We start from the raw sequence: 23,262 nt of genomic DNA, 5'->3' as shown, positions 1-23,262 counted from the left end.
TACTTACGAGGGGGTATCCCGCAGGATCACCCCTGTCCGTACTTTTCCAGAAGCGCTTCAGCGATGGCCAGCGTTTCACGGTCAGCCACACCATTCCACAGCTGTGGACGGAAGTGCATTTGAAATGCGGTAATCACTCTTTTCTGCTGCTGGGCTGTGGCAGCCTCCGGCACTTCATAGCCATACCGCGCTAACAGATCGAGCAGCAGTGCGCTGTCCACTTCCTGATAGCGTGGCTGCCCATTGAGATAAAAGTTGACGCGGTCCGGATCGGGCCAGGCACCAATTCCCTGCTGCGCCAGTTCGCGCCAGGGGAACAGCGGGCCGGGATCGTCTTTACGCTGGGGGGCAATATCAGAGTGCGCGACGACGTTCTGCGGCTTAATGTCGTAGCGGGCGATAATGTCTTTGGCGAGCGGGATCAGAGCAGCAATTTGCGCCGGCTCGAACGGGGTGAAATGTTTTACTCCCACCGTTTTTTGCCAGCCCCGGTTTTCCAGCTCAATCCCCACGGAGGTGTCATTAATACGGTTGGTGCCGCGCCAGAAGCTGATGCCGGCATGCCATGCCAGTTCGCTCTCCGGTACCAGCTGCCAGATACGCGGTTTGCCCTCAGGGGCAGGCGGTTTGGCGGGGATCAGGTAGTGAGAGCTGACATTCTTGTCGGTTAACGTCGCCAGCGAGCTGTCAAAGTCATCGGCGGTGTAGTGGATCACCAGCACCTTTATACGCGGGTAAGCCGCCTGGGCCTGATGGCGGGTATCCAGCTCATAGGCACCTTTATCAATAATGCCTTTTTCCGTGGCGCACCCTGCCAGCAACAGCGCCAGCAGGAGTGTGGCAAGCGAGCGCTTCATCGACGGGTTTTCACCGCCGTACCGCTTACGCTCACCATCAGCATGCTGGCATCTTTACCGACCGTTTCGTAGTCAATATCGATACCTACCACGGCATCTGCACCCAGCGCCTTGGCCTGCTCGCCAAGCTCTTTAAACGCAATTTCGCGGGCTTTGCGCAGCTCTTTCTCATACGCGCCAGAACGTCCCCCCACGATATCGCGAATGCCGGCAAAGAAGTCCCGGAAAATGTTCGCGCCCAGTATGGCTTCGCCGGTGACCACGCCGCAGTACTCGGTAATAGGTTGCCCTTCCAGGGTAGGCGTTGTTGAAAACTGCATACTTTCTCTCCTTCTTTAGCGTTCAATGCCTTAGGTACAGCATTATCGGTTCGTTACGCTATGATTGAAAGGATAGTTAATAAATAAGGAAATCAACATGCGCTATTCAGCTTTAACACTTTTCGTGCCCTGCGCGCTGGTGCTCAGCGCCTGCACCACCACGGTCACGCCAGCCTTTAAGGATATTGGTACCCGCAGCGGCCCATGCATTGAGGGCGGCCCGGATACCGTGGCACAACAGTTCTATGATTACCGCATACAGCACCGCAGCAATGATATTACCGCCCTGCGACCGTATCTGAGTGACGGCCTGGCGAAACTGCTGAGCGACGCCACCCGCGATCCGCAGCATAACGCGCTGCTTAAATCCGATCCGTTCTCCAGCCGCGCCACGCTGCCTGACAGCGCCGAGGTCACCAGTGCTTCAACGATCCCAAACACCGATGCGCGAAACATTCCCCTGCGCGTCAAACTGACCCAGGGAACCCAGACCTGGCAGGATGAAGTGCTGATGATCCGTGAAGGTCAGTGCTGGGCGGTGGACGACGTAAGGTACGTCGGTGGCAGCGTTCACGCCCCGGCAGGCACGCTCCGCCAGTCGATTGAAAACCGCTAAGCCCCCCGTTTAAAAAGCGTTAACCCCGTAAAATGTGCGGCATTTCATGCGGAATGCCGACATTTATACTCGCCGACATTGCCGTTCGCTATTTTGTGCTATGTTTAGAGGGTATTGCGGGTTATATTTAACTTTTAACGCAGAAATATTGCATAACTATTCTGTCAACGGTACTATCTGCGGCCTCAATTGCTATAGATTGCCTGGATGAGTAAAGACTGCCCCGATGAGTATTAAACTAAACGGCATTAACTGCTTCTACGGCGCACACCAGGCGCTGTTTGACATCACGCTGGACTGCCCGGAAGGCGAAACACTGGTTTTGCTTGGCCCAAGCGGTGCAGGTAAAAGCTCCCTTCTGCGTGTCCTTAATCTGCTTGAAATGCCCCGTTCGGGTACGCTGGCTATCGCCGGTAACCATTTTGATTTCGCGAAAACACCGTCTGATAAAGCGATTCGTGAACTGCGTCAAAACGTTGGCATGGTCTTCCAGCAATACAATCTCTGGCCGCATCTGACCGTACTGCAAAACCTGATCGAAGCCCCGTGCCGCGTGCTGGGCTTAAGTAAAGATCAGGCGATCGCGCGTGCGGATAAGCTGCTGGAGCGTCTGCGCCTTAAGCCTTACAGCGACCGCTATCCGCTGCACCTGTCCGGTGGTCAGCAGCAACGTGTGGCGATTGCCCGTGCGCTGATGATGGAGCCTGCGGTACTGCTGTTTGATGAACCGACCGCGGCGCTGGATCCCGAAATTACCGCCCAGATCGTGAGCATCATTCGCGAGCTGGCGGAAACCCATATTACTCAGGTCATCGTAACCCATGAAGTGGAAGTGGCGCGCAAAACGGCCAGCCGCGTGGTCTACATGGAAAACGGGTATATCGTTGAGCAAGGTGATGCGAGCTGCTTCTCAAACCCGCAAACCGATGCGTTCAAAAACTATTTATCTCATTGATTGTGTCAGGGGAAATGATAATGAAAAAAGTATTACTTGCCGCGCTGCTCGCCAGCGTCACCCTTTCCGCTACCGCAGCCCAGACGATTCGTTTCGCGACTGAAGCGTCTTATCCTCCGTTTGAATCCATTGATGCGAACAATAAAATTGTCGGCTTTGACGTGGATCTGGCAAACGCCCTGTGTAAAGAGATCGACGCAACCTGTACCTTCAGCAACCAGGCGTTCGACAGCCTGATCCCAAGCCTGAAGTTCCGCCGTATCGACGCCGTTATGGCCGGAATGGATATCACCCCTGAGCGCGAAAAACAGGTTCTCTTCACCACCCCTTACTACGACAACTCTGCCCTGTTTATTGGTCAGAAAGGCAAATTCACGTCGGTTGATCAGCTGAAAGGCAAGAAAGTGGGCGTGCAGAACGGCACCACGCACCAGAAATTCATCATGGATAAACACCCGGAAATCACCACCGTTCCGTATGACAGCTACCAGAATGCGAAGCTGGATCTGCAGAACGGCCGTATTGATGGCGTGTTCGGCGACACCGCCGTGGTGACCGAGTGGCTGAAAGCCAACGATAAACTGGCGCCAGTGGGCGATAAAGTGACCGACAAGGATTACTTCGGCACGGGTCTGGGTATTGCCGTTCGTCAGGGCAACACTGAGCTGCAGCAGAAATTCAACGCTGCGCTGGAAAAAGTGAAGAAAGACGGCACCTACGAAACCATCTACAAAAAATGGTTCCAGAAGTAATTCCTGATGAATGAAATTTTTCCTTTAGCAAGCGCCGCCGGGATGACCGTCGGCCTTGCCGTTTGCGCACTGATTATCGGCCTTGTGCTGGCGATGATCTTTGCGGTATGGGAATCAGCAAAATGGTTCCCTGTCGCATGGGCCGGCTCAGCGCTGGTCACCGTGCTGCGTGGGCTGCCTGAAATTCTGGTGGTCCTGTTTATCTATTTTGGCTCCTCGCAGCTGCTGTTAACGCTGTCGGACGGCTTCACCCTCAATCTGGGTGTGGTGCAGATCCCGGTGCAGATGCAGATTGAGAACTTTGACGTCAGCCCGTTCCTGTGCGGCGTGATTGCCCTCTCTCTGCTCTATTCCGCGTATGCTTCGCAAACCCTGCGCGGTGCGCTGAAAGCGGTTCCGCAGGGACAGTGGGAGTCTGGCCAGGCGTTAGGCTTGTCGAAATCGGCGATCTTCTTTCGTCTGGTGATGCCGCAGATGTGGCGTCATGCGCTGCCCGGGCTGGGTAACCAGTGGCTGGTGCTGCTGAAAGATACCGCGCTGGTAAGCCTGATCAGCGTGAACGATTTAATGCTGCAAACCAAAAGTATCGCGACCCGTACCCAGGAGCCGTTTACCTGGTACATCGTGGCGGCGGCTATCTACCTGGTGATCACGCTGGTGAGTCAGTACATCCTCAAGCGCATTGACCTGCGTGCGACGCGCTTTGAACGGAGACCAGGCTGATGCTTGAATATTTTCCGGAGCTGATGAAAGGGCTGCACACCAGCCTGACGCTGACCGTCGCATCGATCATCGTGGCGCTGATCCTGGCGTTGATCTTTACCATCGTCCTGACGCTAAAAACGCCGGTGCTGGTATGGATTGTGCGAGCCTACATTACCTTGTTCACCGGTACACCGCTGCTGGTGCAGATCTTCCTGATTTACTACGGCCCGGGTCAGTTCCCGTCGCTGCAGGAGTATCCGGTTATCTGGCATCTGCTTTCTGAGCCATGGCTGTGCGCCCTGATTGCCCTTTCGCTGAACAGTGCGGCCTATACCACGCAGCTGTTCTACGGGGCTATCCGTGCCATCCCGGAAGGGCAATGGCAGTCCTGTGGTGCGCTGGGCATGAGCAAGAAAGACACGCTGGCTATTTTGCTGCCGTACGCGTTTAAACGTGCGCTCTCCTCCTACTCCAACGAAGTGGTGCTGGTTTTCAAGAGTACGTCTCTGGCCTACACCATCACGCTGATGGAAGTTATGGGCCACGGGCAGCTGCTCTACGGACGCACCTATGACGTCATGGTGTTTGGTGCCGCGGGCGTGGTCTATCTGGTGGTGAACGGTTTGCTGACGCTGATGATGCGCCTTATCGAGCGTAAAGCGCTGGCGTTTGAGCGCCGTAATTAATCACCGATTTGCATAAATTTTATTGACGAAGACGGGCAAGTCTAACAACAGCCCGTCTTTTTTTTATGGGTTAAATAATATTTAATCATTTTTATTGAATATAAATTCATTAAATGGCATTGTATTTCCATGCCGCAGACACGGCGCATAAGACAGACTGACAGACGGGAGCATTACAATGAAAAAGTTAGTTCTGGCCGCTTTACTGGCCACTTTCGCCGCTGGCGCATCAGCTGCAGATAAAATCAACTTCGGCGTTTCGGCCACCTATCCGCCGTTTGAGTCGCTGGATGCCAGCAACCAGATTGTCGGTTTTGATATCGACCTCGCCAAAGCCCTGTGCAAACAGATGCAGGCCGACTGCACGTTCACGAACCATGCGTTTGACAGCCTGATCCCGTCGCTGAAATTCAAAAAATACGACGCGGTGATCTCCGGGATGGACATCACCCCAGAGCGTAGCAAGCAGGTCACCTTCACCGACCCGTACTACGCCAACTCGGCGGTGGTCATTGCGAAGAAAGGGGCTTACACATCCTTTGACCAGCTGAAAGGCAAACGCATTGGGATGGAAAACGGCACCACGCACCAGAAATACCTGCAGGACAAACATCCTGAAGTGAAAACCGTGGCCTATGACAGCTACCAGAATGCCATTATCGACCTGAAAAATGGCCGTATTGATGGGGTCTTCGGTGACACTGCGGTGGTGAACGAGTGGCTGAAAACCAACCCACAGCTGGGCACCGCGACCGAAAAAGTGACCGATCCACAGTACTTCGGTACGGGCCTGGGCATTGCGGTGCGTCCGGATAACAAAGCCCTGCTGGAAAAACTGAATGGCGCGCTGAAAGCAATTAAAGCTGACGGCACGTACAAGAAAATCAGCGATCAGTGGTTCCCGCAGTAACAGCTTTTTGTCGGGTAGCCTGGCCTACGGGGGTGGTCTGTAGGCCGGGCAAACCCGGCAATTTCACAGTGGAACAAAGAAGCGAAAACGAGCCCCGTTCGTGGACTCCATCAGCCTGATCCCCCCGCCGTGCAGTTCCAGCATGCGTTTCACAATCAACAGCCCCAACCCGCCACGGTTTTCCCGTGATGCCTGCGGATGTAACGCCGAAGGACGCTCAAACAGATCGTTGCGAAGAGAAGCATCAACGCCGGTTCCATTATCAGCCACCTCAACCTGTAGCTGCGCGTTCTCCTGCCAGACCGCCAGACGAACCTCTCCACCGGTCGGCGTATGCCGCATCGCGTTATCCAGCAGGTTAGTCACCACCCGCTCAATCATCGAGACATCGGCATTCACCAGCGGCAACGGGCCCGGTACATCAATGCGCAGGTTCACCTCCCGCGTGCGGGCCGTGAGTTCAAATTTCTGCGCCACGTCTGATATCAGCTCACCCATGGCAAAACGCTCACGCTGCGGTTTGATGCCGCCGTGCTCAAGGCGCGCCAGTTCAAACAGCTGCTGCGAAAGATGACGCACTTTCTGACCCTGGCGCAGCGCCGTGGCGAGATACTGCTGGTGCTCCTGCGGCGTCAGCGTCGCGGATTTCAGCGACAGCGTTTCGAGATAGCCCAGCAAGGAGGTGAGCGGCGTGCGTAAATCGTGCGAGATATTGGCGATAAACTCCCGGCGCTGGCGATCGCTGTCGGCCAGCTGATCCCACTGCAGGGTGATTTTACGGGCCAGCTCGATAAACGTATTGCGCAGCGTGGCCACTTCATCCTTTACCGTGGTTTCTGTAGGCTGCGCCGCCAGCTGCTTAATGGCGCTAATGCTGTCCTGCTCCAGCCCGGCCACTTCCTGCGTGAGACGTTTGACCGGACGCGTTACCCAGTACCAGACCAGTAACCCCGCCAGCACACCAAACAGCGCGACCCACATCAATGACCACAGGACGGTGCTCCAGAGCGCCTGATGCCAGGCCATCTCCGCCAGCGCGTTTGACTCTTCGCCCTGCAGAATAATGTACAGATAGCCTTTCAGTTCTCCGTCCTGACGCAACGGCGTTGCGCTGAAAACCTTTTTGTTCTGGCTTCGCGGGTCATCGCCCAGTACCGGCCGCGCGGCATCACTGAGGAAAGTCTGCACCGGCCCGAGGTCGATTTTTTGCCGCTGGATATGCCCCGGCGGCGCGGCGTCAGCCAGCAATTCGCCATCAGGCGAGACAACGTACAGTTCGACGCTTGGATTGAAGGTCATCAGCCGGTCAAAGAGCGGTTTCAGCGCGTGGCGGTCAACCCTGCCCTGTGCATCCAGAATCGGTTCCCGCTGGACAATCTGCTGCGCCAGGCCACCGGACAGCCGCTGCACCATCGCATTACCGTACTGCGTGGTGCTGTAAAGTTGCACCGCGCAGGCGATGGTCGCACAGAGCGTCAGCAGCAGAATAAACAGCAGCGTCAGGCGCTGGCTCAGGCTAAAGCGGCGCATCGTTTGGCTCCGCAAATTTGTAGCCTTTGCCCCAGACGGTGCGAATGATCTCCGGCTCGGCGGCGTCCTTCTCAATCTTGATGCGCAGGCGGTTAATGTGGGTGTTGACGGTGTGTTCGTAACCTTCGTGCTGATAGCCCCAGACCTGTTCCAGCAGCGCCAGACGCGAGAAAACTTCACCGGGATGACGGGCAAAAAAGTACAGCAGTTCAAACTCGCGCGGGGTGAGATCCACCACCTGGCCGTGCAAAAGCACGCTGCGCGCCAGCGGGTCGAGCGTCAGGCCGTGAGCCTGAATATTCCCGGCACTTTGCGCCTGCCCCATCGCCTGCTGGCGCCGGAACAGCGCCTTGATACGCGCGATCAGCTCCTGTACCGAAAACGGCTTGGCCAGATAATCGTCCGCCCCGGTTTCCAGCCCGGTAATGCGGTCGGTTTCGCTGCTGCGGGCGCTGATGATGATCACCGGCAGATAGCGGGTCATCTGGCGAATGCGACGGCAAATCTCCAGACCGTCGACATTGGGGAGCATTAAATCGAGGATCACCGCGTCCCAAGGCTGCTTTTCGAGGCGCTGTAAGGCATTGCCCCCGTCGGGCTCGTGGGTGATGGCGTAGCCTTCATCTTCTAAGTTGAGGCGCAGAAGCGCCGCGATATCGTGGTCATCTTCCACCAGCAGGATCTGCTTCATGGGTAAGCCTTCTTCAATTCTGATGAGATAAGCTTACCTGATTTCGCAGGCGGACAGAGTTCACATTTTGTTTAAGATTTAACGAGTAGCGTCAGGACTTCATAATGCGCGGTATGCGGGAACATATCGAACAGCTGGACGCGTTCAATGCGGTAGCCCGGCAGCGTCGCGATATCTTTTGCCATCGTCTGCGCGTTGCAGCTGGAGTAGACGATGTAGTCCGGTGCCATCTGGCTCAGATAGTCGCACAGCGCTTTCCCGATGCCCCGGCGCGGCGGGTTCACCAGCACCAGTTCAGGCACATTGTCCTGCCCCGTCGCGAACTGCGTGGAGTCCAGCGCCTGGAAGTGCAGCCGGGTCAACCCAAGCTCTGCGGCAGACTGTCTGGCACAGGCAATCGCTTCGGCGGAGATCTCAATCCCGGTAAGCTGCATGTCTGGCGTGGCGCAGTGCAGACCGAAGCCGCCCACCCCGCAGAACAGATCCCACATATGATGGATATTTAACGCCCGCACCCAGTCACGGGCGGTGGCATAAAGCGCACTCGCGACGGTCGGGTTGGTCTGGAAGAAGCTTTGCGGACGGATCCACAGCGGTACATCGTTGAACGTTTCTGCCAGCGCATGCTGTTCGGTGAAGAAGATCTCCCGCTCCCCTTCCATGATAGCCATATGCACCGGCTGAATATTCGCAGTGATAACGGTTAACTGCGGAAGCTGTTGCTGAAGCCATGGCAACGCCGCGCGAAGCTGCTCCACCTTGGCTTCTGAGCGCAGAACAAAGCGCAGCATCATGCTGCCGTCTAGCTGGCTTTCGGTAAGAAGAAGGTATTTGAGCTCGCCGCGCTTGCGGGCAACGTTATAGGGCGTTAACCCGGCACGGGCAATAAACGGTTTGAGCGCAGCAAAGACCGGCGCAAACGAGGCGGGATAAAGCGGACAGTCGGTTAAATCTTCAGGCGTACCCTCGCGATGCAACATGCCCAGCAGCGGTTTTTCAACACTGCCGCTCACCACCATTTTGGCTTTATTACGAAAGCCCTGCTCCGGCCCGCTGACGGGTGCGCACCATTCCCCCACGGCATGGTCTGCCAGCAGGTGTTGCAGGTCGGCCATTTTGGCGGTGAGTTGCTGAGAAACCGGCTGTTCTATCCACTGACAGGAGCGGCAGCGACCGGCGTCATAAAGTGCGCACTGCATATCAAAACCTTAAGAATCACGAGGGCTGCGATTATACACATTATTGCAGCTGGAAGAACCGCCGACTGGAAGCAGGCACGAACAGGAAGAACAGCACCAGCATATCCGGGAGTTTTTGCAAAAATAGCGCGTGCAAAATCTCGCGTTTTGATCCACCCGCAATGCTGAACAGTTCCGGATAGCCATACCCCAGCGAGGCGGCCCACAGATAGCTCGCCGCCGTAATTTGCGTCAGCAAATAGACCCAGCGTGCCCAGTTGCGTCCTCTGACCAGCGAAAATGCGCAGTAAATCTCGATAAACACCAGTACCAGGCTGCTCAAAAAGACCAGCGTCAGGTTCCACGTCTGTACGCTGCGGTGAATGAATTCAGCCATACCGCGCACACCCAGGGTGTTAAGGATCATCAGCACATCAAGACAGCGGATCATAATAATAGCGAGCGCCGCCACCTGCACCAGTGCAGGAACGTTTGGACGAGCGTGCGTAAGACGTGATTTTTTTAATAATCCCAATGTTTTACTTCCCTGAAAAACAGTGCCGCGTCATGCGCGGCACATCACTGGAAATTTTAAATCCTTCAGCCGCGTCTTGCACGCTGGATATCACGCACACGTTGTTTTTCCGCGCGCGCCATCAAATACCAGGCGATAAATCCGACAATTCCGACCACCCCGAGGATAATCGAGGCCAGGGCGTTAATCTCCGGATTGACCCCCATGCGTACGCTGGAGAAGACCAGCATAGGCAGCGTCGTCGCGCCCGGTCCTGAGACAAAGCTGGCGATAACCAGATCGTCGAGCGACAGCGTAAACGCCAGCAGCCAGCCGGAGATCACCGCCGGCATAATCATCGGCAGCGTGATGATGAAGAAGACCTTCAGCGGCGTCGCACCGAGATCCATCGCCGCCTCTTCAATGGAGCGGTCCAGCTCGCGCAAACGCGAAGAGATAACCACCGCCACGTACGCGGTACAGAAGGTGACGTGCGCCAGCCAGATGGTGAGCATCCCGCGATCTGCCGGCCAGCCAATGGCATGCGCCAGGGCCACGAACAGCAGCAACAGCGCCAGACCGGTGATAACGTCTGGCATAACCAGTGGCGCGGTAATCATAAAGGCAAAGCCGTTCGACCCCCGAAAACGCCCGAAGCGCACCATCACCAGCGCGGCAATGGTCCCCAGCACGGAGGCCATCGTGGCCGCCAGCGCGGCGATGGTCAGGCTCAGCCCCACCGCGCTCATCATCGCGTCATCATGGAACAATTCGCCGTACCAGCGCGTCGACCAGCCGGCCCATACCGTTACCAGTTTGGAGCTGTTGAACGAGTAGATCACCAGCATCAACATGGGTGCATACAGGAAAGTAAAGCCAATCACCAGGATGGCAATTCGCCACGGGGAGCGCACTACCGGTAAGTTGTTCATCCGTGGTCTCCCATCTGTTTCTGCTGATGTTTGTGGAACCACATGATCGGTACGATCAGCAGGAGCAACATCACGATCGCCACCGCAGACGCCACAGGCCAGTCGCGGTTATTAAAGAACTCCTGCCACAGCACACGCCCAATCATGATGCTGTCCGGGCCACCGAGCAGTTCCGGGATAACAAACTCCCCTACCGCCGGGATAAAGACCAGCATCGACCCGGCAATAATGCCGCCCCGGGTCAACGGAACGATAACGCTGAAGAAGGTTTTAAGCGGGCGGGCACCAAGGTCAAGCGATGCTTCCACCAGCGAATAATCGATACGCGTCAGCGCCGTATAAATTGGCAGCACCATAAACGGCAGATAGGCGTAAACAATCCCGATATAGACCGCGAGATTGGTATGCAGGATTGTCAGGGGCTGATCGATAACCCCAAGCCACATCAGGACGTTATTCAGCACGCCGTTGTTTTTCAGGATCCCCATCCACGCGTAGACGCGGATCAGGAACGAGGTCCATGACGGCAGGATCACCAGCAACAGCAGAATGTTGCGCGTCGAGGATTTACTGTGCGCCACGGCCCATGCCAGCGGGTAACCCAGAAGCAGACAGCAGATCGTCGAGATCGCCGCCACCTGCAACGACTGCAGATAAGCTTCGAAATAGAGCGGATCTTCCGTCAACTGCAGGAAATTGCCGAGGTTAAGGGTCAGCGTCAGCTGTCCGTCAGCCCAGTCCAGCAGGTTGGTATAGGGCGGGATCGCCCGCGCCATTTCCGCCAGGCTTATCTTAAAAACGATCAGGAACGGCAGCAGGAACAGCAGGATCAGCCACACGTAAGGCATGGCAATCACCAGCTTGCGTCCGTGGTTCATCTGCATTCGCGCCAGCCAGTGCGCAAAGCCACCCGGTTTTTCAACGCGGGCTGGAGGTTCTAAGGTACTCATTGTCCGCTCCTTATACCGTCAGCACTACACAACTGTCCGCATCCCAGCACAGGCGCACTTCATCGCCCCAGGTCGGCTGTCCCTTGCGATAACGATGTTCGTTCTGCAGCTGGGCGCTGAGCATCTGCCCGCTTTTCAGACGCACATGGTAGATGGAGAGGTCGCCCAGATAAGCAATGTGCACCACTTCCCCGACGGCGAAGTTAAAGCCATCGGCCGGCGGATCTTCGCACAGCATGATCTTCTCCGGGCGGAGCGCGACATACACCGGCACGTTATCCACCACCGAGCTATCCGGATCGACCTTAAGCGGATGCTGCAGCCCCGGCGACTCAATCACCAGACCGTCTTCCTCGCGCGATTTCAGCAGCCCTTCGAAGACGTTGACCGACCCGATGAACTCCGCGCTGTAGCGGGTGGTCGGATGCTCATAAATCTCTTCCGGCTCGCCAATCTGTACGAACTTACCGCGGTTCATGATCGCAATACGCCCGGCCATGGTCATCGCCTCTTCCTGGTCGTGGGTAACCATCACGCAGGTCACCCCCACGCGCTCAAGGATATCCACCACTTCCAGCTGCATACGGTCACGCAGTTTTTTATCCAGGGCGCCCATCGGTTCATCGAGGAGCAGCAGCTTAGGCCGTTTCGCCAGGCTTCTGGCCAGCGCCACGCGCTGACGCTGGCCACCAGAGAGCTGATGCGGTTTACGCTTCGCGAACTCCTGCATGTGCACCAGGCTGAGCATCTCCGCCACGCGGGCGGTGATTTCGGCTTTCGGCAGTTTGTCCTGCTTAAGACCAAAGGCGATATTCTGCTCCACCGTCATATGTGGGAAGAGCGCGTAAGACTGGAACATCATGTTTATCGGGCGCTGATACGGCGGCACGCGGGAGAGATCGACACCATCCAGCATGATTTGCCCGGCGGTAGGCTGTTCAAAACCGGCCAGCATACGCAGCAGGGTCGATTTACCGCAGCCAGATGCGCCCAGAAGGGCAAAAATTTCACCTTTGTAGATAGTCAGGCTGACGTCGTCCACGGCATGCTGACCATCGAAAGATTTGGTGAGGTTACGAATTTCAAGAAGCGGGGTCAGCGCTTTACGGACTTTCGCCTGCGGGCGGGGGATCGCGTCATTCACGGGGTGCTCTCCGGCAGAAATCAAAACTGGTGCAAACGCACCATCAGGGTGCGCATCGTCGGGCGGCGCTCACGCCAGCCCGACCGACGGGTTTAGCAGGCCCGGTGAGCGTTTTCGCCACCGGGCAACCGTACCGGACGCCGTTATTTACCGCTTTTCACTTTGGTCCACGCACGGGTACGCACGCGGTCAATTTTTGGATCCTGAACTTTCAGGGTGAACAGCTTGGCAAACACATCCGCCGGCGGATAGATAGCCGGGTTATTGCGGATCTCTTCGCTGACCAGCGGCACAGAGGCCTTATTGCCGTTAGCGTAATAGACGTGATCGCTGATATGCGCGATGACTTCCGGACGCATCAGGTAGTTAAGGAACTGGTAAGCTTCGTCTTTGTTTTTCGCGTCAGCCGGCATGGCGAAGACGTCGAAGAACGCCAGCGCGCCCTCTTTCGGAATGAAGTAGGAAACATTCACGCCGTTTTTGGCTTCTTTGGCGCGGTTAGCCGCCTGCCATACGTCCCCTGCCCAGCCAATCGCCACGCAGATGTCGCCGTTTGCCAGGTCGTTGATGTACTGCGAGGAGTGGAAGTAACGAATGTTCGGACGCAGCTTCAGCAGCAGATCGGTTGCCGGGCCGGTGTAATCATCGGCCTTGCTGCTGTTAGGATCTTTGCCCAGGTAGTTCAGCACGGTGGCGAAAATCTCTTCTGGCGCATCCAGGAAAGAGACGCCGCAGCTTTTCAGCTTCTCAAGGTTTTCCGGCTTCAGCACCACGTCCCAGCTGTCGAGTTTGACATCTTTACCCAGCACCGCTTTGACTTTATCGACGTTATAGCCAATACCGGTGGTCGCCCACAGATACGGCATCGCGTATTTGTTGTCCGGGTCATGCTTGGCGACCAGCTTAAGCACTTCCGGATCGAGGTTTTTCCAGTTCGGTAATTTGCTCTTATCGAGCGGCTGGAAGACACCTGCCGTCAGCTGACGCTCAAGGAAGCTTGCGGAGGGTACCACCAGGTCAAAACCGGTACTGCCCGCCATCAGTTTCCCTTCCAGCACTTCGTTGGAATCGAAAACGTCATAGACCACTTTAATGCCGGTCTCTTTTTCGAAATTAGCGACGGTATCCGGCGCGATATAGTCAGACCAGTTATAAACGTGCAGCGTTTTTTGTTCCGCAGCGAGCGTGCCGGCAGAGACGGCCATCAGAGCACCCGCAACCAGACCCGATAACCATTTTTTATTCAAGGCGATCATATCGTTATTCCTTCTGAAAGCTCGTTAACAAACGAACTAAAACTGTGCAATCTGAAGATATGCAATAATCATGCATAGTTTGTCGCTCTGCACGAAATAAAAAGAAACCTCTTTACCCGGCAGGATCCGCTCGCTTTTTTAAGCATCGCAAGAATAACTGTAGCCCGTGTCTCCGGCTATAGCCCAGACGAAAAAACGCCTTTTATCAATTTTTTATGCAGGTTATGTCTACGTGATAAGCCGAAATGGCGCTTGGGGAGGTGAAAAATTCTTTAAAGAAAGGTTAAAAGCAGCAGAAAAAATGGCGTTATGCAGCCGCTATGGCAGCGACTGCGCAAAAGTCAGACAGGCTTAGTGAAGAAAATTGGGAGATGCATCATTATTCTCTGCATCATCTTCCGCGCTATACAGCAAATGGTGCGCATTGGCTTCCATCATTACCATCGAAATTTGCTCTTCACTCAAGCGCATAAACCAGGAGAACTGCTTGAAAGAGAGGCCGGCACCGGAGAATAAAGACTGGCAAACGACCAGTTTGGGCAGATTATCATCCTGTATATCGAGAAATGCTTTCACCGTCAAAGAACTGGCGTTGATGGCCGACAGGTCAGAGGCCAGGGCCAGCAGCGCAGACGGTTTCACTTCGGCCAGCGCAGAGAAGAGGATCACGTCGTTAATGAGATCGATTTTGGCATCGAAAATACCATCGAAATTTTGCATATGAGGCAAATGCAGCGCCTGGCAGGAATCACATTCAAAGAAAGTGATACCGGCATCATCGAGCCATTGACGTAACGTATCCAGTGTTGGAACGACCTGTAAATCCATCGCTGTGCAGCCTCTTTAATAAAAACTTCGCATAGAGTACGCAAAAAGTGCGCTGTAATCCATTTAACCGCCCGTTTTCAGACAGTAGCCCGGCGTTGCGTGGCGCTCGACCCATGAGATCATTTTACCCGCAATATCGACCCCGGTGGTTTTTTCCACCCCTTCCAGTCCCGGTGAGGCATTCACCTCCATCACCAACGGCCCGCGCGTCGCCCGCAGTAAATCAACACCCGCCACATCCAGCCCCAGCGTTTGCGCCGCCTTCACGGCAATCTCACGCTCGCGATCGCTGATATCCGCGACTCTCGCCACGCCGCCACGGTGCAGATTAGAGCGGAAGTCGCCCTCTTTTGCCTGGCGTTCGATGGCCGCAACCACCTCGTTACCGACAACAAAACAGCGAATGTCGCGCCCTTTGGCTTCTTCAATGTACTCCTGCACCAGAATATGGGCATTCAGCCCTCGAAAGGCGTCAATCACGCTTTCCGCCGCCTGCCGCGTTTCGGCCAGCACCACACCAATGCCCTGAGTGCCTTCCACCAGCTTGATCACTAACGGCGCGCCACCCACCATATCGATTAAATCGCTGGTGTCGTCCGGTGAATGCGCAATGCCGGTAACCGGAAGATCGATTCCCTGCCGGGCAAGCAATTGCAGCGAACGGAGCTTATCGCGGGCCCGAGATATCGCAACGGATTCATTGAGCGGATAACTGCCCAGCATCTCAAACTGGCGCAACGCGGCCGTGCCGTAATAGGTTATCTGGGAGCCGATGCGGGGGATAACCGCATCAAAATGCGGGAGCTTACGGCCTTTGTAATGAATCGATGAGGCAGCAGGATCAATGTTCATATAGCAGGACATCGGATCGAGGATCTCAACCTGATGCCCCCGTTTTGCCGCCGCTTCTCGCAGGCGTTTACATGAATAGAGCGTTCCATCCCGGGACAAAATGGCAATTTTCACCCTGCACCTCTCTAAAGACATGGAAAAAGCCTGCGTATCATACACGCAGGCAGGCGCAGGATGAATGGGCTATCGTGTCGCCCAGCCCTGTTTGTGCAGATAGTCGAGAATAAACGGGCGATTCTCTTTAATGATGGTGCGACGAATGTGGTCACTCCAGGTATCGCGACGGTTATTGCTGTCGCGCGTCATGTAGTAGTGCGCCAGCTCTTCATCGTATTGCGCCAGCACATCCTGATCGACAGGCTGGTAGTGGTTTTCATGCACCAGCATCGCCGCAGGCAGGCGCGGCTTGAGGTCCGGGTTATCCGCAGGCCAGCCAAGGCACAGGCCAAACAGGGGCAGAACATGTTTTGGCAGCTTCAGCAGTTCGGTAACGCTTTCGATATTGTTACGCAGCCCGCCAATGTACACGCCGCCCAGCCCCAGCGATTCCGCCGCCGTGAAGGCGTTTTGCGCCATCAGCGCCGTGTCCACGACGCCCAGCAGCAGCTGTTCGGCAAGGCCAAGCTCGGCTTGCGGGCAGATCTGCAGGTGACGGTTAAAATCGGCGCAGAACACCCAGAACTCGGCTGCCTGTGCCACATGCTTTTGTCCACCGGTGAGGGTCACCAGTTGTTCACGCATTGCCGGGTCGGTAATACGAATAATGGAGCTGCACTGCAGGAAGCTGGAGCTGGATGTCGCCCTTGCACTGTCAATAATGGCTTCACGCTGCGCCGGCGTTATCGGCTCGTCGGTGAAGTGGCGAATTGAACGATGGGAACGTAGCAGGTCTATGGTTGGCGTCATCTTGTCTCTCTTTGTCTTGCGTGAATCATATCGCAGCCAGTATAGGCAATGATGCGCGCGATGTAATTGGCGAAACATAGCTGAGAGGTATTATAACGACAGGCGAAACCTTCTTTAATGACGGCAGGTTATCGGGCACTATAGACCCATTCGCCGTCAGGCTTGTTTTCGAGGAGAGAGAAATGTTTGCAGTAATTTTTGGTCGTCCAGGGTGCCCTTACTGTGTGCGCGCGAAAGAGCTGGCTGAGAAACTGACCGAAGAGCGTGATGATTTTAACTTCCGTTATGTCGATATCCACGCGGAAGGGATCAGCAAAGCCGATCTGGAAAAAACCGTGGGTAAACCGGTTGAAACCGTACCGCAGATTTTCCTCGATCAGAAACACATCGGCGGTTGCACAGACTTTGAAGCATACGCTAAAGAGCATCTGGGCCTGTTTGCCGCTCAGTAATGCTAAGACGCCCTCACCCTGAGGGCGTTTTTATTTGTGGTGTCTGCGCCGGGCCAACATGCTGTGGACAAACAAAAAGCATAGCGCTCCCAGTGCGCACCAGAAGACGCCACTCAGCAACCACGCCAGCTCCTGCCAGAAACTTCGCGTTGAAATATACAGTGACCGCATCAGCAGCAGACACAGCGGCGCTGCAAGTATTGCGCCCAGTAACGGTTTCACCACTTCCCCCCGGCGGGAGAGAAAACTGGCAGCAGCCCCTGGCAGGGTGAAAAAGAGCAACCCCAGCTCCGGATGACCCGACGCCCTGAACGCCCCCTTCACATTAAAAGCGAGGGACATGCAAACGACAATGAACAGCAAAAAGCAGCTGATCACCCCCGCCCAGTTTCGTTTAATGTTCAAACTATCCTCCTGACTTATCTCTATCAAATACACTTTCGTCGGGTAGACGCCCAGTCAGATAAAGCAATGCGGCAATCCTTGCCAAAGTACACACAGGGTGAAGCGATAATAGGTGGCTGTCAGTAGCTAATACGATTAAACTAACCGCCAGCTAATGTTTTAGGGAATAAAGCTGGAAACAGGGAGCGTTAAAGCCTTTCCCTGACCCAGAAAACAGTAGCCCAAAAAGTCCTTTCATTCAACAACTTACTGGTAAACAAGAAGTTAGCCTCCGTGAATATAAACGTCGCAGACTTGTTAAATGGGAATTACATCCTGTTATTATTTGTGGTACTGGCGCTGGGCCTTTGCCTGGGTAAATTGCGCCTTGGTTCGGTTCAACTTGGTAATTCCATTGGCGTTTTAGTCGTCTCACTATTATTAGGCCAGCAGCATTTCAGCATTAACACGGACGCGCTCAACTTAGGTTTTATGCTGTTTATTTTTTGTGTTGGTGTGGAAGCCGGGCCCAACTTTTTTTCTATTTTCTTCCGCGACGGCAAAAATTATCTGATGCTGGCGCTGGTCATGGTCGGCAGCGCGCTGCTGATCGCCTTAGGGCTGGGTAAACTGTTTGGCTGGGATATCGGGCTAACGGCCGGTATGCTCGCCGGCTCGATGACCTCCACGCCAGTGCTGGTGGGTGCAGGCGATACCCTGCGCCATTCCGGCATGGCCGGTGCGCAACTCTCTACCGCGCTCGACCACCTGAGCCTGGGCTATGCCCTGACCTATCTGATTGGTCTGGTGAGCCTGATTGTGGGCGCCCGCTACCTGCCAAAACTGCAGCACCAGGATTTGCAGACCAGCGCTCAGCAAATTGCCCGCGAACGCGGTCTGGACACCGACAGCAAGCGTAAAGTCTATCTGCCCGTGATTCGCGCCTACCGCGTTGGGCCCGAGCTGGTTGCATGGGCGGACGGGAAAAACCTCCGCGAGCTGGGGATTTACCGCCAGACAGGCTGCTATATCGAACGTATTCGCCGTAACGGCATTCTGGCAAACCCGGACGGCGACGCCGTGCTGCAGATGGGCGATGACATTGCCCTGGTCGGTTACCCGGATGCCCACGCCCGCCTCGACCCGAGCTTCCGCAACGGTAAAGAGGTGTTTGACCGCGATCTGCTCGATATGCGTATCGTCACCGAAGAGATTGTGGTGAAAAACCATAACGCCGTCGGCCGTCGTCTGGCGCAGCTGAAGCTGACCGATCATGGTTGCTTCCTCAACCGCGTGATCCGCAGCCAGATTGAGATGCCAATTGACGACAACGTCGTGCTGAATAAAGGCGACGTTCTGCAGGTCAGCGGCGATGCGCGACGCGTGAAAACCGTTGCGGACCGCATCGGCTTTATCTCTATTCACAGCCAGGTCACCGACCTGCTGGCCTTCTGCGCCTTCTTTATCGTTGGCCTGATGATCGGGATGATCACCTTCCAGTTCAGTAACTTTAGCTTTGGCATCGGTAACGCTGCCGGGCTGCTGTTCGCCGGCATCATGCTGGGCTTCCTGCGAGCGAACCACCCGACCTTCGGCTACATTCCGCAGGGGGCGCTCAATATGGTGAAAGAGTTTGGTCTGATGGTCTTTATGGCGGGTGTCGGCTTAAGCGCCGGTAGCGGCATTGGCCACAGCCTGGGTGCTGTTGGCTGGCAGATGTTGGTTTCCGGACTTATCGTCAGCCTGGTACCGGTAGTGATTTGCTTCCTGTTCGGTGCCTACGTGCTGCGCATGAACCGCGCCCTGCTCTTCGGGGCAATGATGGGGGCCCGTACCTGCGCCCCGGCAATGGAAATTATCAGTGATACCGCACGCAGCAATATTCCTGCGCTGGGCTATGCGGGCACCTACGCTATCGCTAACGTACTGCTTACGCTGGCGGGTACGCTGATCATCATCATCTGGCCTGGACTCGGATAACTCTTAAGTTCTGCGCACGACGAAAAAATTTTCGTTACGCGCAGAACTTTTTTATCAGGGGGCAGTCATAACTATTGCCACTGCTTTTCTTTGATGTCCCCAATTTGTGGAGCCCATCAACCCCGCCGTTTTGGTTCAAGGTTGATGGGTTTTTTGTTGCCTGAAATTCCCCTCTTCAACATTCCGCCTTCCCTCTTTCCACCCAAACATATATGCTTAACCATATATATAACCAACCGCAGGAAAGCCGATGCTACATCCGGTCCAACTTTTCAAAGCCCTCTCCGACGAGACCCGCCTGTCCATCGTCATGCTTCTGCGCGAAGCCGGGGAACTGTGCGTCTGCGATCTCTGTTCCGCCACGGCTGAATCACAGCCCAAGGTATCGCGCCATATGGCACTGCTGCGTGAATCCGGGCTGGTGAGCGATCGCCGGGAAGGGAAATGGGTTTATTACCGTTTGTCCCCCACTATGCCGGCATGGGCTGCCACCGTGATTGACAACAGCTGGAATTGCTTGCGGGAAGAGACCCGCGCAAAGCTGAAAAACCGTCTTCCGGGCGCGTGTTAAAACACATTCATAAAAACAGATATAACGGAGTTCACGATGTTTCTGGCTGGGGCAATTTTTCTGTTTACACTGGTGCTGGTCATCTGGCAGCCCAGAGGGTTAAGTATCGGCTGGAGCGCCACGATGGGCGCTGTACTGGCGCTGGTCAGCGGCGTGATCCACATTAACGATATACCGGTGGTGTGGAATATTGTCTGGAACGCGACGGCCACGTTTATCGCCGTCATCATCATCAGCCTGCTGCTTGATGAGTCCGGATTTTTCGAGTGGGCGGCGCTGCACGTGGCCCGCTGGGGTAATGGCAAGGGCCGGTTGCTGTTTACGTATATCGTTCTGCTGGGCGCGGCCGTTGCGGCGCTTTTTGCCAACGACGGCGCGGCGCTTATCCTCACGCCCATCGTTATCGCCATGCTGCTCGCCCTCGGGTTCAGCAAGCAGGCCACGCTGGCGTTTGTCATGGCGGCTGGATTTATCGCCGACACTGCCAGCCTGCCGCTGATCGTTTCGAACCTGGTCAATATCGTATCGGCAGACTTCTTCTCGCTGGGGTTCAGCGAATACGCCTCGGTGATGATCCCCGTGGATCTGGCCGCGATTGCGGCCACGCTGGTGATGCTGCACCTGTTCTTTCGAAAGGACATTCCGCCGGGATACGACCTGTCAAAACTCCGCGAGCCTTCCCGCGCGATTAACGATCTTCCAACCTTCAGAACGGGCTGGATTGTTCTGTTACTGCTCCTTGTCGGGTTCTTTGTACTTGAACCGCTCGGCATTCCGGTCAGTGCTATCGCGACAGCAGGCGCGTTGATTTTGTTTGCCGTTGCAAAGCGCGGGCATGCCATTAATACGGGAAAAGTGCTTCGTGGCGCACCGTGGCAGATCGTTATCTTCTCGCTGGGGATGTACCTGGTGGTGTATGGCCTGCGCAATGCCGGGCTGACGGAGTATCTGTCAGGGGTACTCAATCTCCTCGCCGGACATGGCCTGTGGGCCACCACGCTCGGTACCGGGTTCATCACGGCGTTCCTGTCATCCATAATGAACAATATGCCGACCGTCCTGATTGGGGCACTGTCTGTCGATGGCAGCACGGCATCGGGTGTGATTAAGGACGCGATGATTTATGCCAACGTGATTGGCTGCGACCTGGGTCCGAAGATCACGCCTATCGGCAGCCTGGCCACCCTGCTCTGGCTCCATGTCCTGGCGCAGAAAAACATGACGATCACCTGGGGCTATTATTTCCGGACAGGCATCATCATGACGTTGCCAGTTCTGTTTGTGACGCTCGCCGCGCTGGCGTTACGTCTCTCCTTCACACTGTAATGAGTAACGGATATGAGCCATATCACCATTTACCACAATCCAGCCTGCGGCACCTCACGCAACACGCTGGAGATGATCCGCAACAGCGGCACTGAACCCGAAATTATTCTGTACCTTGAGAACCCACCGTCACGTGATGAACTGACCAGACTGATTGCTGAGATGGGGATTTCCGTGCGGGATTTGCTGCGCAAAAATGTCGAACCTTATGAACAGCTGGGCCTCGCCGGGGACCGGTTTACCGACGACCAGCTTATCGATGCTATGCTGCAGCATCCGATCCTGATTAACCGTCCGATCGTAGTGACGCCGCTGGGCACTCGCCTGTGCCGCCCTTCCGAAGTCGTACTCGATATCCTGCCTGATGCACAGAAAGGGGCGTTTACGAAAGAAGATGGCGAAGCGGTGGTGGACGCCAGCGGAAAAAAAATCTCCGGCAGCTAATCTGCTGATAGTGATGCCGTAAGTCTTGTCAGCCACATACCCTGCCCCGTGGCGGAGTTGCATCCGCCGTCACCCGACCCATAATTTGATGGACCGGTCTGGTGGGGGGATGCAGGTATGAGTCTCAAAAATAAAACCGCCGTTATCTTTGGTGGCAGCGGCGCTATTGGCAGCGCCGCCGCGTATGCGCTCGCCCGTGAAGGGGCTACGGTCTACCTCGCGGCACGCGATCAGGCCAGGCTGGAGCACGTCGCTAACCGCATTCACGCCGCTGGCGGGTCAGCCCGGCTGTTTGTTTTCGATGCTCTCGATGCCGACGCGACGCTCCCGGACATTACCGGCATTGATATCGTCGTGAATGCCACGGGCTTTATGCACGACCAGGGTAAACGCCTCGACGCATTAACGCTCAGTGAATTCAGACAGGGGTTCGACCCTTTTCTGGCCGCCTATTTCAACATCGCCAAAGCTGTCGCACCCCGTATGGGCGGTGAGCGTGCCGGAACGCTTATCACCGTCGTTGCGCCGGCTGCAAATATGGCGATGCCGGGACATCTCGGGCATATCGTTGGCTGCGCGGGAACGGAAGCGTTAACCCGTGCGCTCGCGGCGGAGCTGGGGGCAAAGAATATTCGCGTCCTGTGCGTGCGTTCGCATGCGATAGCCGACGCGGTTCAGGCCGGTTCCTGTGTGGGTGACCTGTTCGCCATCAAGGCGCAGGCGATGGGTATCAGCGTGGAGCAGTTTCTGGAGGGCGCGGCACAGAGCACGATGCTGAATCGCCTGCCGACGCTGGAGCAGGTGGCAGACACCATCGCGTTTCTGGCGTCAGATGCAGCCGGTGCCATCACGGGAACAACGGTAAACATGACGGCCGGCGCGACCACAATCTAACGTCCGCTCTCGCCCGCTATCCTGCCGACCATCGCCCGGATCTCCTCCCGGGTGAGCGGGGCTCTGTCGGTCACAAAGTGCAGCGTCATCCCTTCGATAAAGGCATCCAGCGCGCGGGTGGTCACCGGGTCGAACCACTGCTCAAGCGTGGTCTGGCTCATCTTCATCCAGTCCTGCATTACCGTTTTGAGCGCCGCACTGCGGTGCATAAAGGCATAGAGCTGGTACATCAGCGCCATATTCTGCGGCGTCGTGACCTGCGAACTGTGGATCAGCGTGGTGATGGATTCGCACGCCATTTCTGGCCCGGTCACGCCGGCGAAGAAATCCCGATACTGCTGCGACATCTGCCGGGTAAACCACGTAAAGGCCTCTTCCAGCAGCGACTCCATACCGTCAAAATAGTAGGTCATCGACCCCAGCGGCACGCCCGCGCAGGTGGCAATTTTCCGGTGCGTCACGGCATGAATACCGTGCTCTGCAATGGTGTCCAGGGTCGCCTGCAGGATCTTCTCCCGGCGTTGAGGATCGTTCGGTGCTCTGCTCATAAATTCCCCACGTGGTTTGTGTACAAATGTACACAAACTTGCTAGTGTTGTCGCTATTGTTGTACTTCCGGTGCTGACTTC

The 23,262-nt window shown here is 55.8% G+C and carries 27 protein-coding genes; 12 read left to right on the top strand and 15 right to left on the bottom strand.

Annotation, left to right across the window (positions count from 1 at the left end; translation table 11 throughout):
• Window positions 1-26 precede the first annotated feature (26 nt).
• Both QLG09_RS07730 and QLG09_RS07725 read right to left on the bottom strand, forming a co-directional pair.
• Window positions 27-857, bottom strand: coding sequence for an N-acetylmuramoyl-L-alanine amidase (locus QLG09_RS07730; RefSeq protein ID WP_049022068.1), 831 nt, complete (start codon window positions 855-857; stop codon window positions 27-29).
• Window positions 854-1,177, bottom strand: coding sequence for a heavy metal-binding domain-containing protein (locus QLG09_RS07725; protein ID WP_006174327.1), 324 nt, complete (start codon window positions 1,175-1,177; stop codon window positions 854-856). The genes QLG09_RS07730 and QLG09_RS07725 overlap by 4 nt, the downstream gene beginning before the upstream one ends.
• 97 nt (window positions 1,178-1,274) lie before the next feature.
• On the opposite strand from QLG09_RS07725, the gene QLG09_RS07720 reads away from it, so the two are divergent.
• The 6 genes from QLG09_RS07720 (at window position 1,275) to artJ (ending at window position 5,801) form a co-directional block, all read left to right on the top strand.
• Window positions 1,275-1,793, top strand: a complete 519-nt coding sequence (locus QLG09_RS07720) for a lipoprotein (protein WP_014169325.1) — start codon at window positions 1,275-1,277, stop codon at window positions 1,791-1,793.
• Between the two features lie 226 nt (window positions 1,794-2,019).
• Window positions 2,020-2,748 carry an arginine ABC transporter ATP-binding protein ArtP gene (artP, locus tag QLG09_RS07715; RefSeq protein ID WP_014169324.1) on the top strand — a complete coding sequence of 243 codons (729 nt, stop codon included), beginning with the start codon at window positions 2,020-2,022 and terminating at the stop codon, window positions 2,746-2,748.
• A 20-nt stretch (window positions 2,749-2,768) separates the two neighbouring features.
• Entirely contained in the window at window positions 2,769-3,500 is a 732-nt protein-coding gene (artI, locus tag QLG09_RS07710) for an arginine ABC transporter substrate-binding protein ArtI (RefSeq protein WP_020884864.1), read from the top strand.
• Between the two features lie 6 nt (window positions 3,501-3,506).
• Complete coding sequence (artQ, locus tag QLG09_RS07705; protein ID WP_014169322.1) at window positions 3,507-4,223, top strand: arginine ABC transporter permease ArtQ; 717 nt, start codon at window positions 3,507-3,509, stop codon at window positions 4,221-4,223.
• Window positions 4,223-4,891: an arginine ABC transporter permease ArtM gene (artM, locus tag QLG09_RS07700; protein ID WP_014169321.1), complete on the top strand. Its 669-nt coding sequence runs from the start codon at window positions 4,223-4,225 to the stop codon at window positions 4,889-4,891. Before artQ ends, artM begins: the two co-directional genes overlap by 1 nt.
• 178 nt (window positions 4,892-5,069) lie before the next feature.
• Entirely contained in the window at window positions 5,070-5,801 is a 732-nt protein-coding gene (gene artJ / locus QLG09_RS07695) for an arginine ABC transporter substrate-binding protein ArtJ (protein ID WP_020884865.1), read from the top strand.
• 63 nt (window positions 5,802-5,864) lie between these two features.
• On the opposite strand, the gene QLG09_RS07690 is transcribed toward artJ, so the two are convergent.
• The 11 genes from QLG09_RS07690 to nfsA form a co-directional block, all read right to left on the bottom strand.
• Window positions 5,865-7,331 carry an ATP-binding protein gene (locus QLG09_RS07690; protein ID WP_063435205.1) on the bottom strand — a complete coding sequence of 489 codons (1,467 nt, stop codon included), beginning with the start codon at window positions 7,329-7,331 and terminating at the stop codon, window positions 5,865-5,867.
• The gene (locus tag QLG09_RS07685; protein ID WP_014169317.1) at window positions 7,318-8,022 is read right to left on the bottom strand and encodes a response regulator transcription factor; all 705 of its coding nucleotides are present in this window, start codon (window positions 8,020-8,022) and stop codon (window positions 7,318-7,320) included. Before QLG09_RS07685 ends, QLG09_RS07690 begins: the two co-directional genes overlap by 14 nt.
• A gap of 71 nt (window positions 8,023-8,093) precedes the next feature.
• Window positions 8,094-9,221: a 23S rRNA (uracil(747)-C(5))-methyltransferase RlmC gene (gene rlmC / locus QLG09_RS07680; RefSeq protein ID WP_049023301.1), complete on the bottom strand. Its 1,128-nt coding sequence runs from the start codon at window positions 9,219-9,221 to the stop codon at window positions 8,094-8,096.
• A 40-nt stretch (window positions 9,222-9,261) separates the two neighbouring features.
• Window positions 9,262-9,735 (bottom strand): YbjO family protein, encoded by a 474-nt coding sequence (locus tag QLG09_RS07675; protein WP_014169315.1) that lies wholly within the window; start codon window positions 9,733-9,735, stop codon window positions 9,262-9,264.
• A gap of 65 nt (window positions 9,736-9,800) precedes the next feature.
• Window positions 9,801-10,646: a putrescine ABC transporter permease PotI gene (potI, locus tag QLG09_RS07670; RefSeq protein WP_020884869.1), complete on the bottom strand. Its 846-nt coding sequence runs from the start codon at window positions 10,644-10,646 to the stop codon at window positions 9,801-9,803.
• Window positions 10,643-11,596 carry a putrescine ABC transporter permease PotH gene (gene potH, locus QLG09_RS07665; protein WP_025204595.1) on the bottom strand — a complete coding sequence of 318 codons (954 nt, stop codon included), beginning with the start codon at window positions 11,594-11,596 and terminating at the stop codon, window positions 10,643-10,645. Before potH ends, potI begins: the two co-directional genes overlap by 4 nt.
• A gap of 10 nt (window positions 11,597-11,606) precedes the next feature.
• Entirely contained in the window at window positions 11,607-12,740 is a 1,134-nt protein-coding gene (gene potG, locus QLG09_RS07660; RefSeq protein WP_041162516.1) for a putrescine ABC transporter ATP-binding subunit PotG, read from the bottom strand.
• Between the two features lie 143 nt (window positions 12,741-12,883).
• The gene (gene potF / locus QLG09_RS07655) at window positions 12,884-13,996 is read right to left on the bottom strand and encodes a spermidine/putrescine ABC transporter substrate-binding protein PotF (RefSeq protein WP_014169310.1); all 1,113 of its coding nucleotides are present in this window, start codon (window positions 13,994-13,996) and stop codon (window positions 12,884-12,886) included.
• A 351-nt stretch (window positions 13,997-14,347) separates the two neighbouring features.
• A complete protein-coding gene (locus QLG09_RS07650; RefSeq protein ID WP_014169308.1) occupies window positions 14,348-14,824 on the bottom strand; it encodes a YbjN domain-containing protein in 477 nt (158 codons plus the stop codon).
• A gap of 63 nt (window positions 14,825-14,887) precedes the next feature.
• The gene (rimK, locus tag QLG09_RS07645) at window positions 14,888-15,790 is read right to left on the bottom strand and encodes a 30S ribosomal protein S6--L-glutamate ligase (RefSeq protein WP_020884872.1); all 903 of its coding nucleotides are present in this window, start codon (window positions 15,788-15,790) and stop codon (window positions 14,888-14,890) included.
• Between the two features lie 69 nt (window positions 15,791-15,859).
• Window positions 15,860-16,582 (bottom strand): nitroreductase NfsA, encoded by a 723-nt coding sequence (nfsA, locus tag QLG09_RS07640; protein WP_025204598.1) that lies wholly within the window; start codon window positions 16,580-16,582, stop codon window positions 15,860-15,862.
• 182 nt (window positions 16,583-16,764) lie between these two features.
• On the opposite strand from nfsA, the gene QLG09_RS07635 reads away from it, so the two are divergent.
• Window positions 16,765-17,034, top strand: a complete 270-nt coding sequence (locus QLG09_RS07635; protein WP_014169305.1) for a GrxA family glutaredoxin — start codon at window positions 16,765-16,767, stop codon at window positions 17,032-17,034.
• 30 nt (window positions 17,035-17,064) lie between these two features.
• Here QLG09_RS07635 and QLG09_RS07630 read toward each other — a convergent pair whose 3' ends face one another.
• Entirely contained in the window at window positions 17,065-17,439 is a 375-nt protein-coding gene (locus QLG09_RS07630) for an inner membrane protein YbjM (RefSeq protein ID WP_032677760.1), read from the bottom strand.
• A 273-nt stretch (window positions 17,440-17,712) separates the two neighbouring features.
• On the opposite strand from QLG09_RS07630, the gene QLG09_RS07625 reads away from it, so the two are divergent.
• The 5 genes from QLG09_RS07625 (at window position 17,713) to QLG09_RS07605 (ending at window position 22,633) form a co-directional block, all read left to right on the top strand.
• On the top strand, window positions 17,713-19,398 hold the full coding sequence (locus tag QLG09_RS07625) for an aspartate:alanine antiporter (protein ID WP_014169303.1): 1,686 nt from the start codon (window positions 17,713-17,715) through the stop codon (window positions 19,396-19,398).
• A 250-nt stretch (window positions 19,399-19,648) separates the two neighbouring features.
• The gene (locus QLG09_RS07620; RefSeq protein WP_014169302.1) at window positions 19,649-19,969 is read left to right on the top strand and encodes a metalloregulator ArsR/SmtB family transcription factor; all 321 of its coding nucleotides are present in this window, start codon (window positions 19,649-19,651) and stop codon (window positions 19,967-19,969) included.
• 36 nt (window positions 19,970-20,005) lie between these two features.
• On the top strand, window positions 20,006-21,295 hold the full coding sequence (locus QLG09_RS07615) for an arsenic transporter (RefSeq protein WP_176586760.1): 1,290 nt from the start codon (window positions 20,006-20,008) through the stop codon (window positions 21,293-21,295).
• A 12-nt stretch (window positions 21,296-21,307) separates the two neighbouring features.
• Window positions 21,308-21,739, top strand: coding sequence for a glutaredoxin-dependent arsenate reductase (arsC, locus tag QLG09_RS07610; RefSeq protein WP_176586761.1), 432 nt, complete (start codon window positions 21,308-21,310; stop codon window positions 21,737-21,739).
• 117 nt (window positions 21,740-21,856) lie between these two features.
• Window positions 21,857-22,633 carry an SDR family oxidoreductase gene (locus tag QLG09_RS07605; RefSeq protein ID WP_176586762.1) on the top strand — a complete coding sequence of 259 codons (777 nt, stop codon included), beginning with the start codon at window positions 21,857-21,859 and terminating at the stop codon, window positions 22,631-22,633.
• Here QLG09_RS07605 and QLG09_RS07600 read toward each other — a convergent pair.
• Window positions 22,630-23,181 (bottom strand): TetR family transcriptional regulator, encoded by a 552-nt coding sequence (locus QLG09_RS07600; RefSeq protein ID WP_020884879.1) that lies wholly within the window; start codon window positions 23,179-23,181, stop codon window positions 22,630-22,632. The genes QLG09_RS07605 and QLG09_RS07600 overlap by 4 nt on opposite strands.
• Window positions 23,182-23,262 lie beyond the last annotated feature (81 nt).

The sequence above is a fragment of the Enterobacter sp. V89_11 genome, assembly GCF_029967775.1.
GTDB lineage: Bacteria > Pseudomonadota > Gammaproteobacteria > Enterobacterales > Enterobacteriaceae > Enterobacter > Enterobacter ludwigii.
This window is presented reverse-complemented; position numbering and strand designations above follow the sequence as displayed.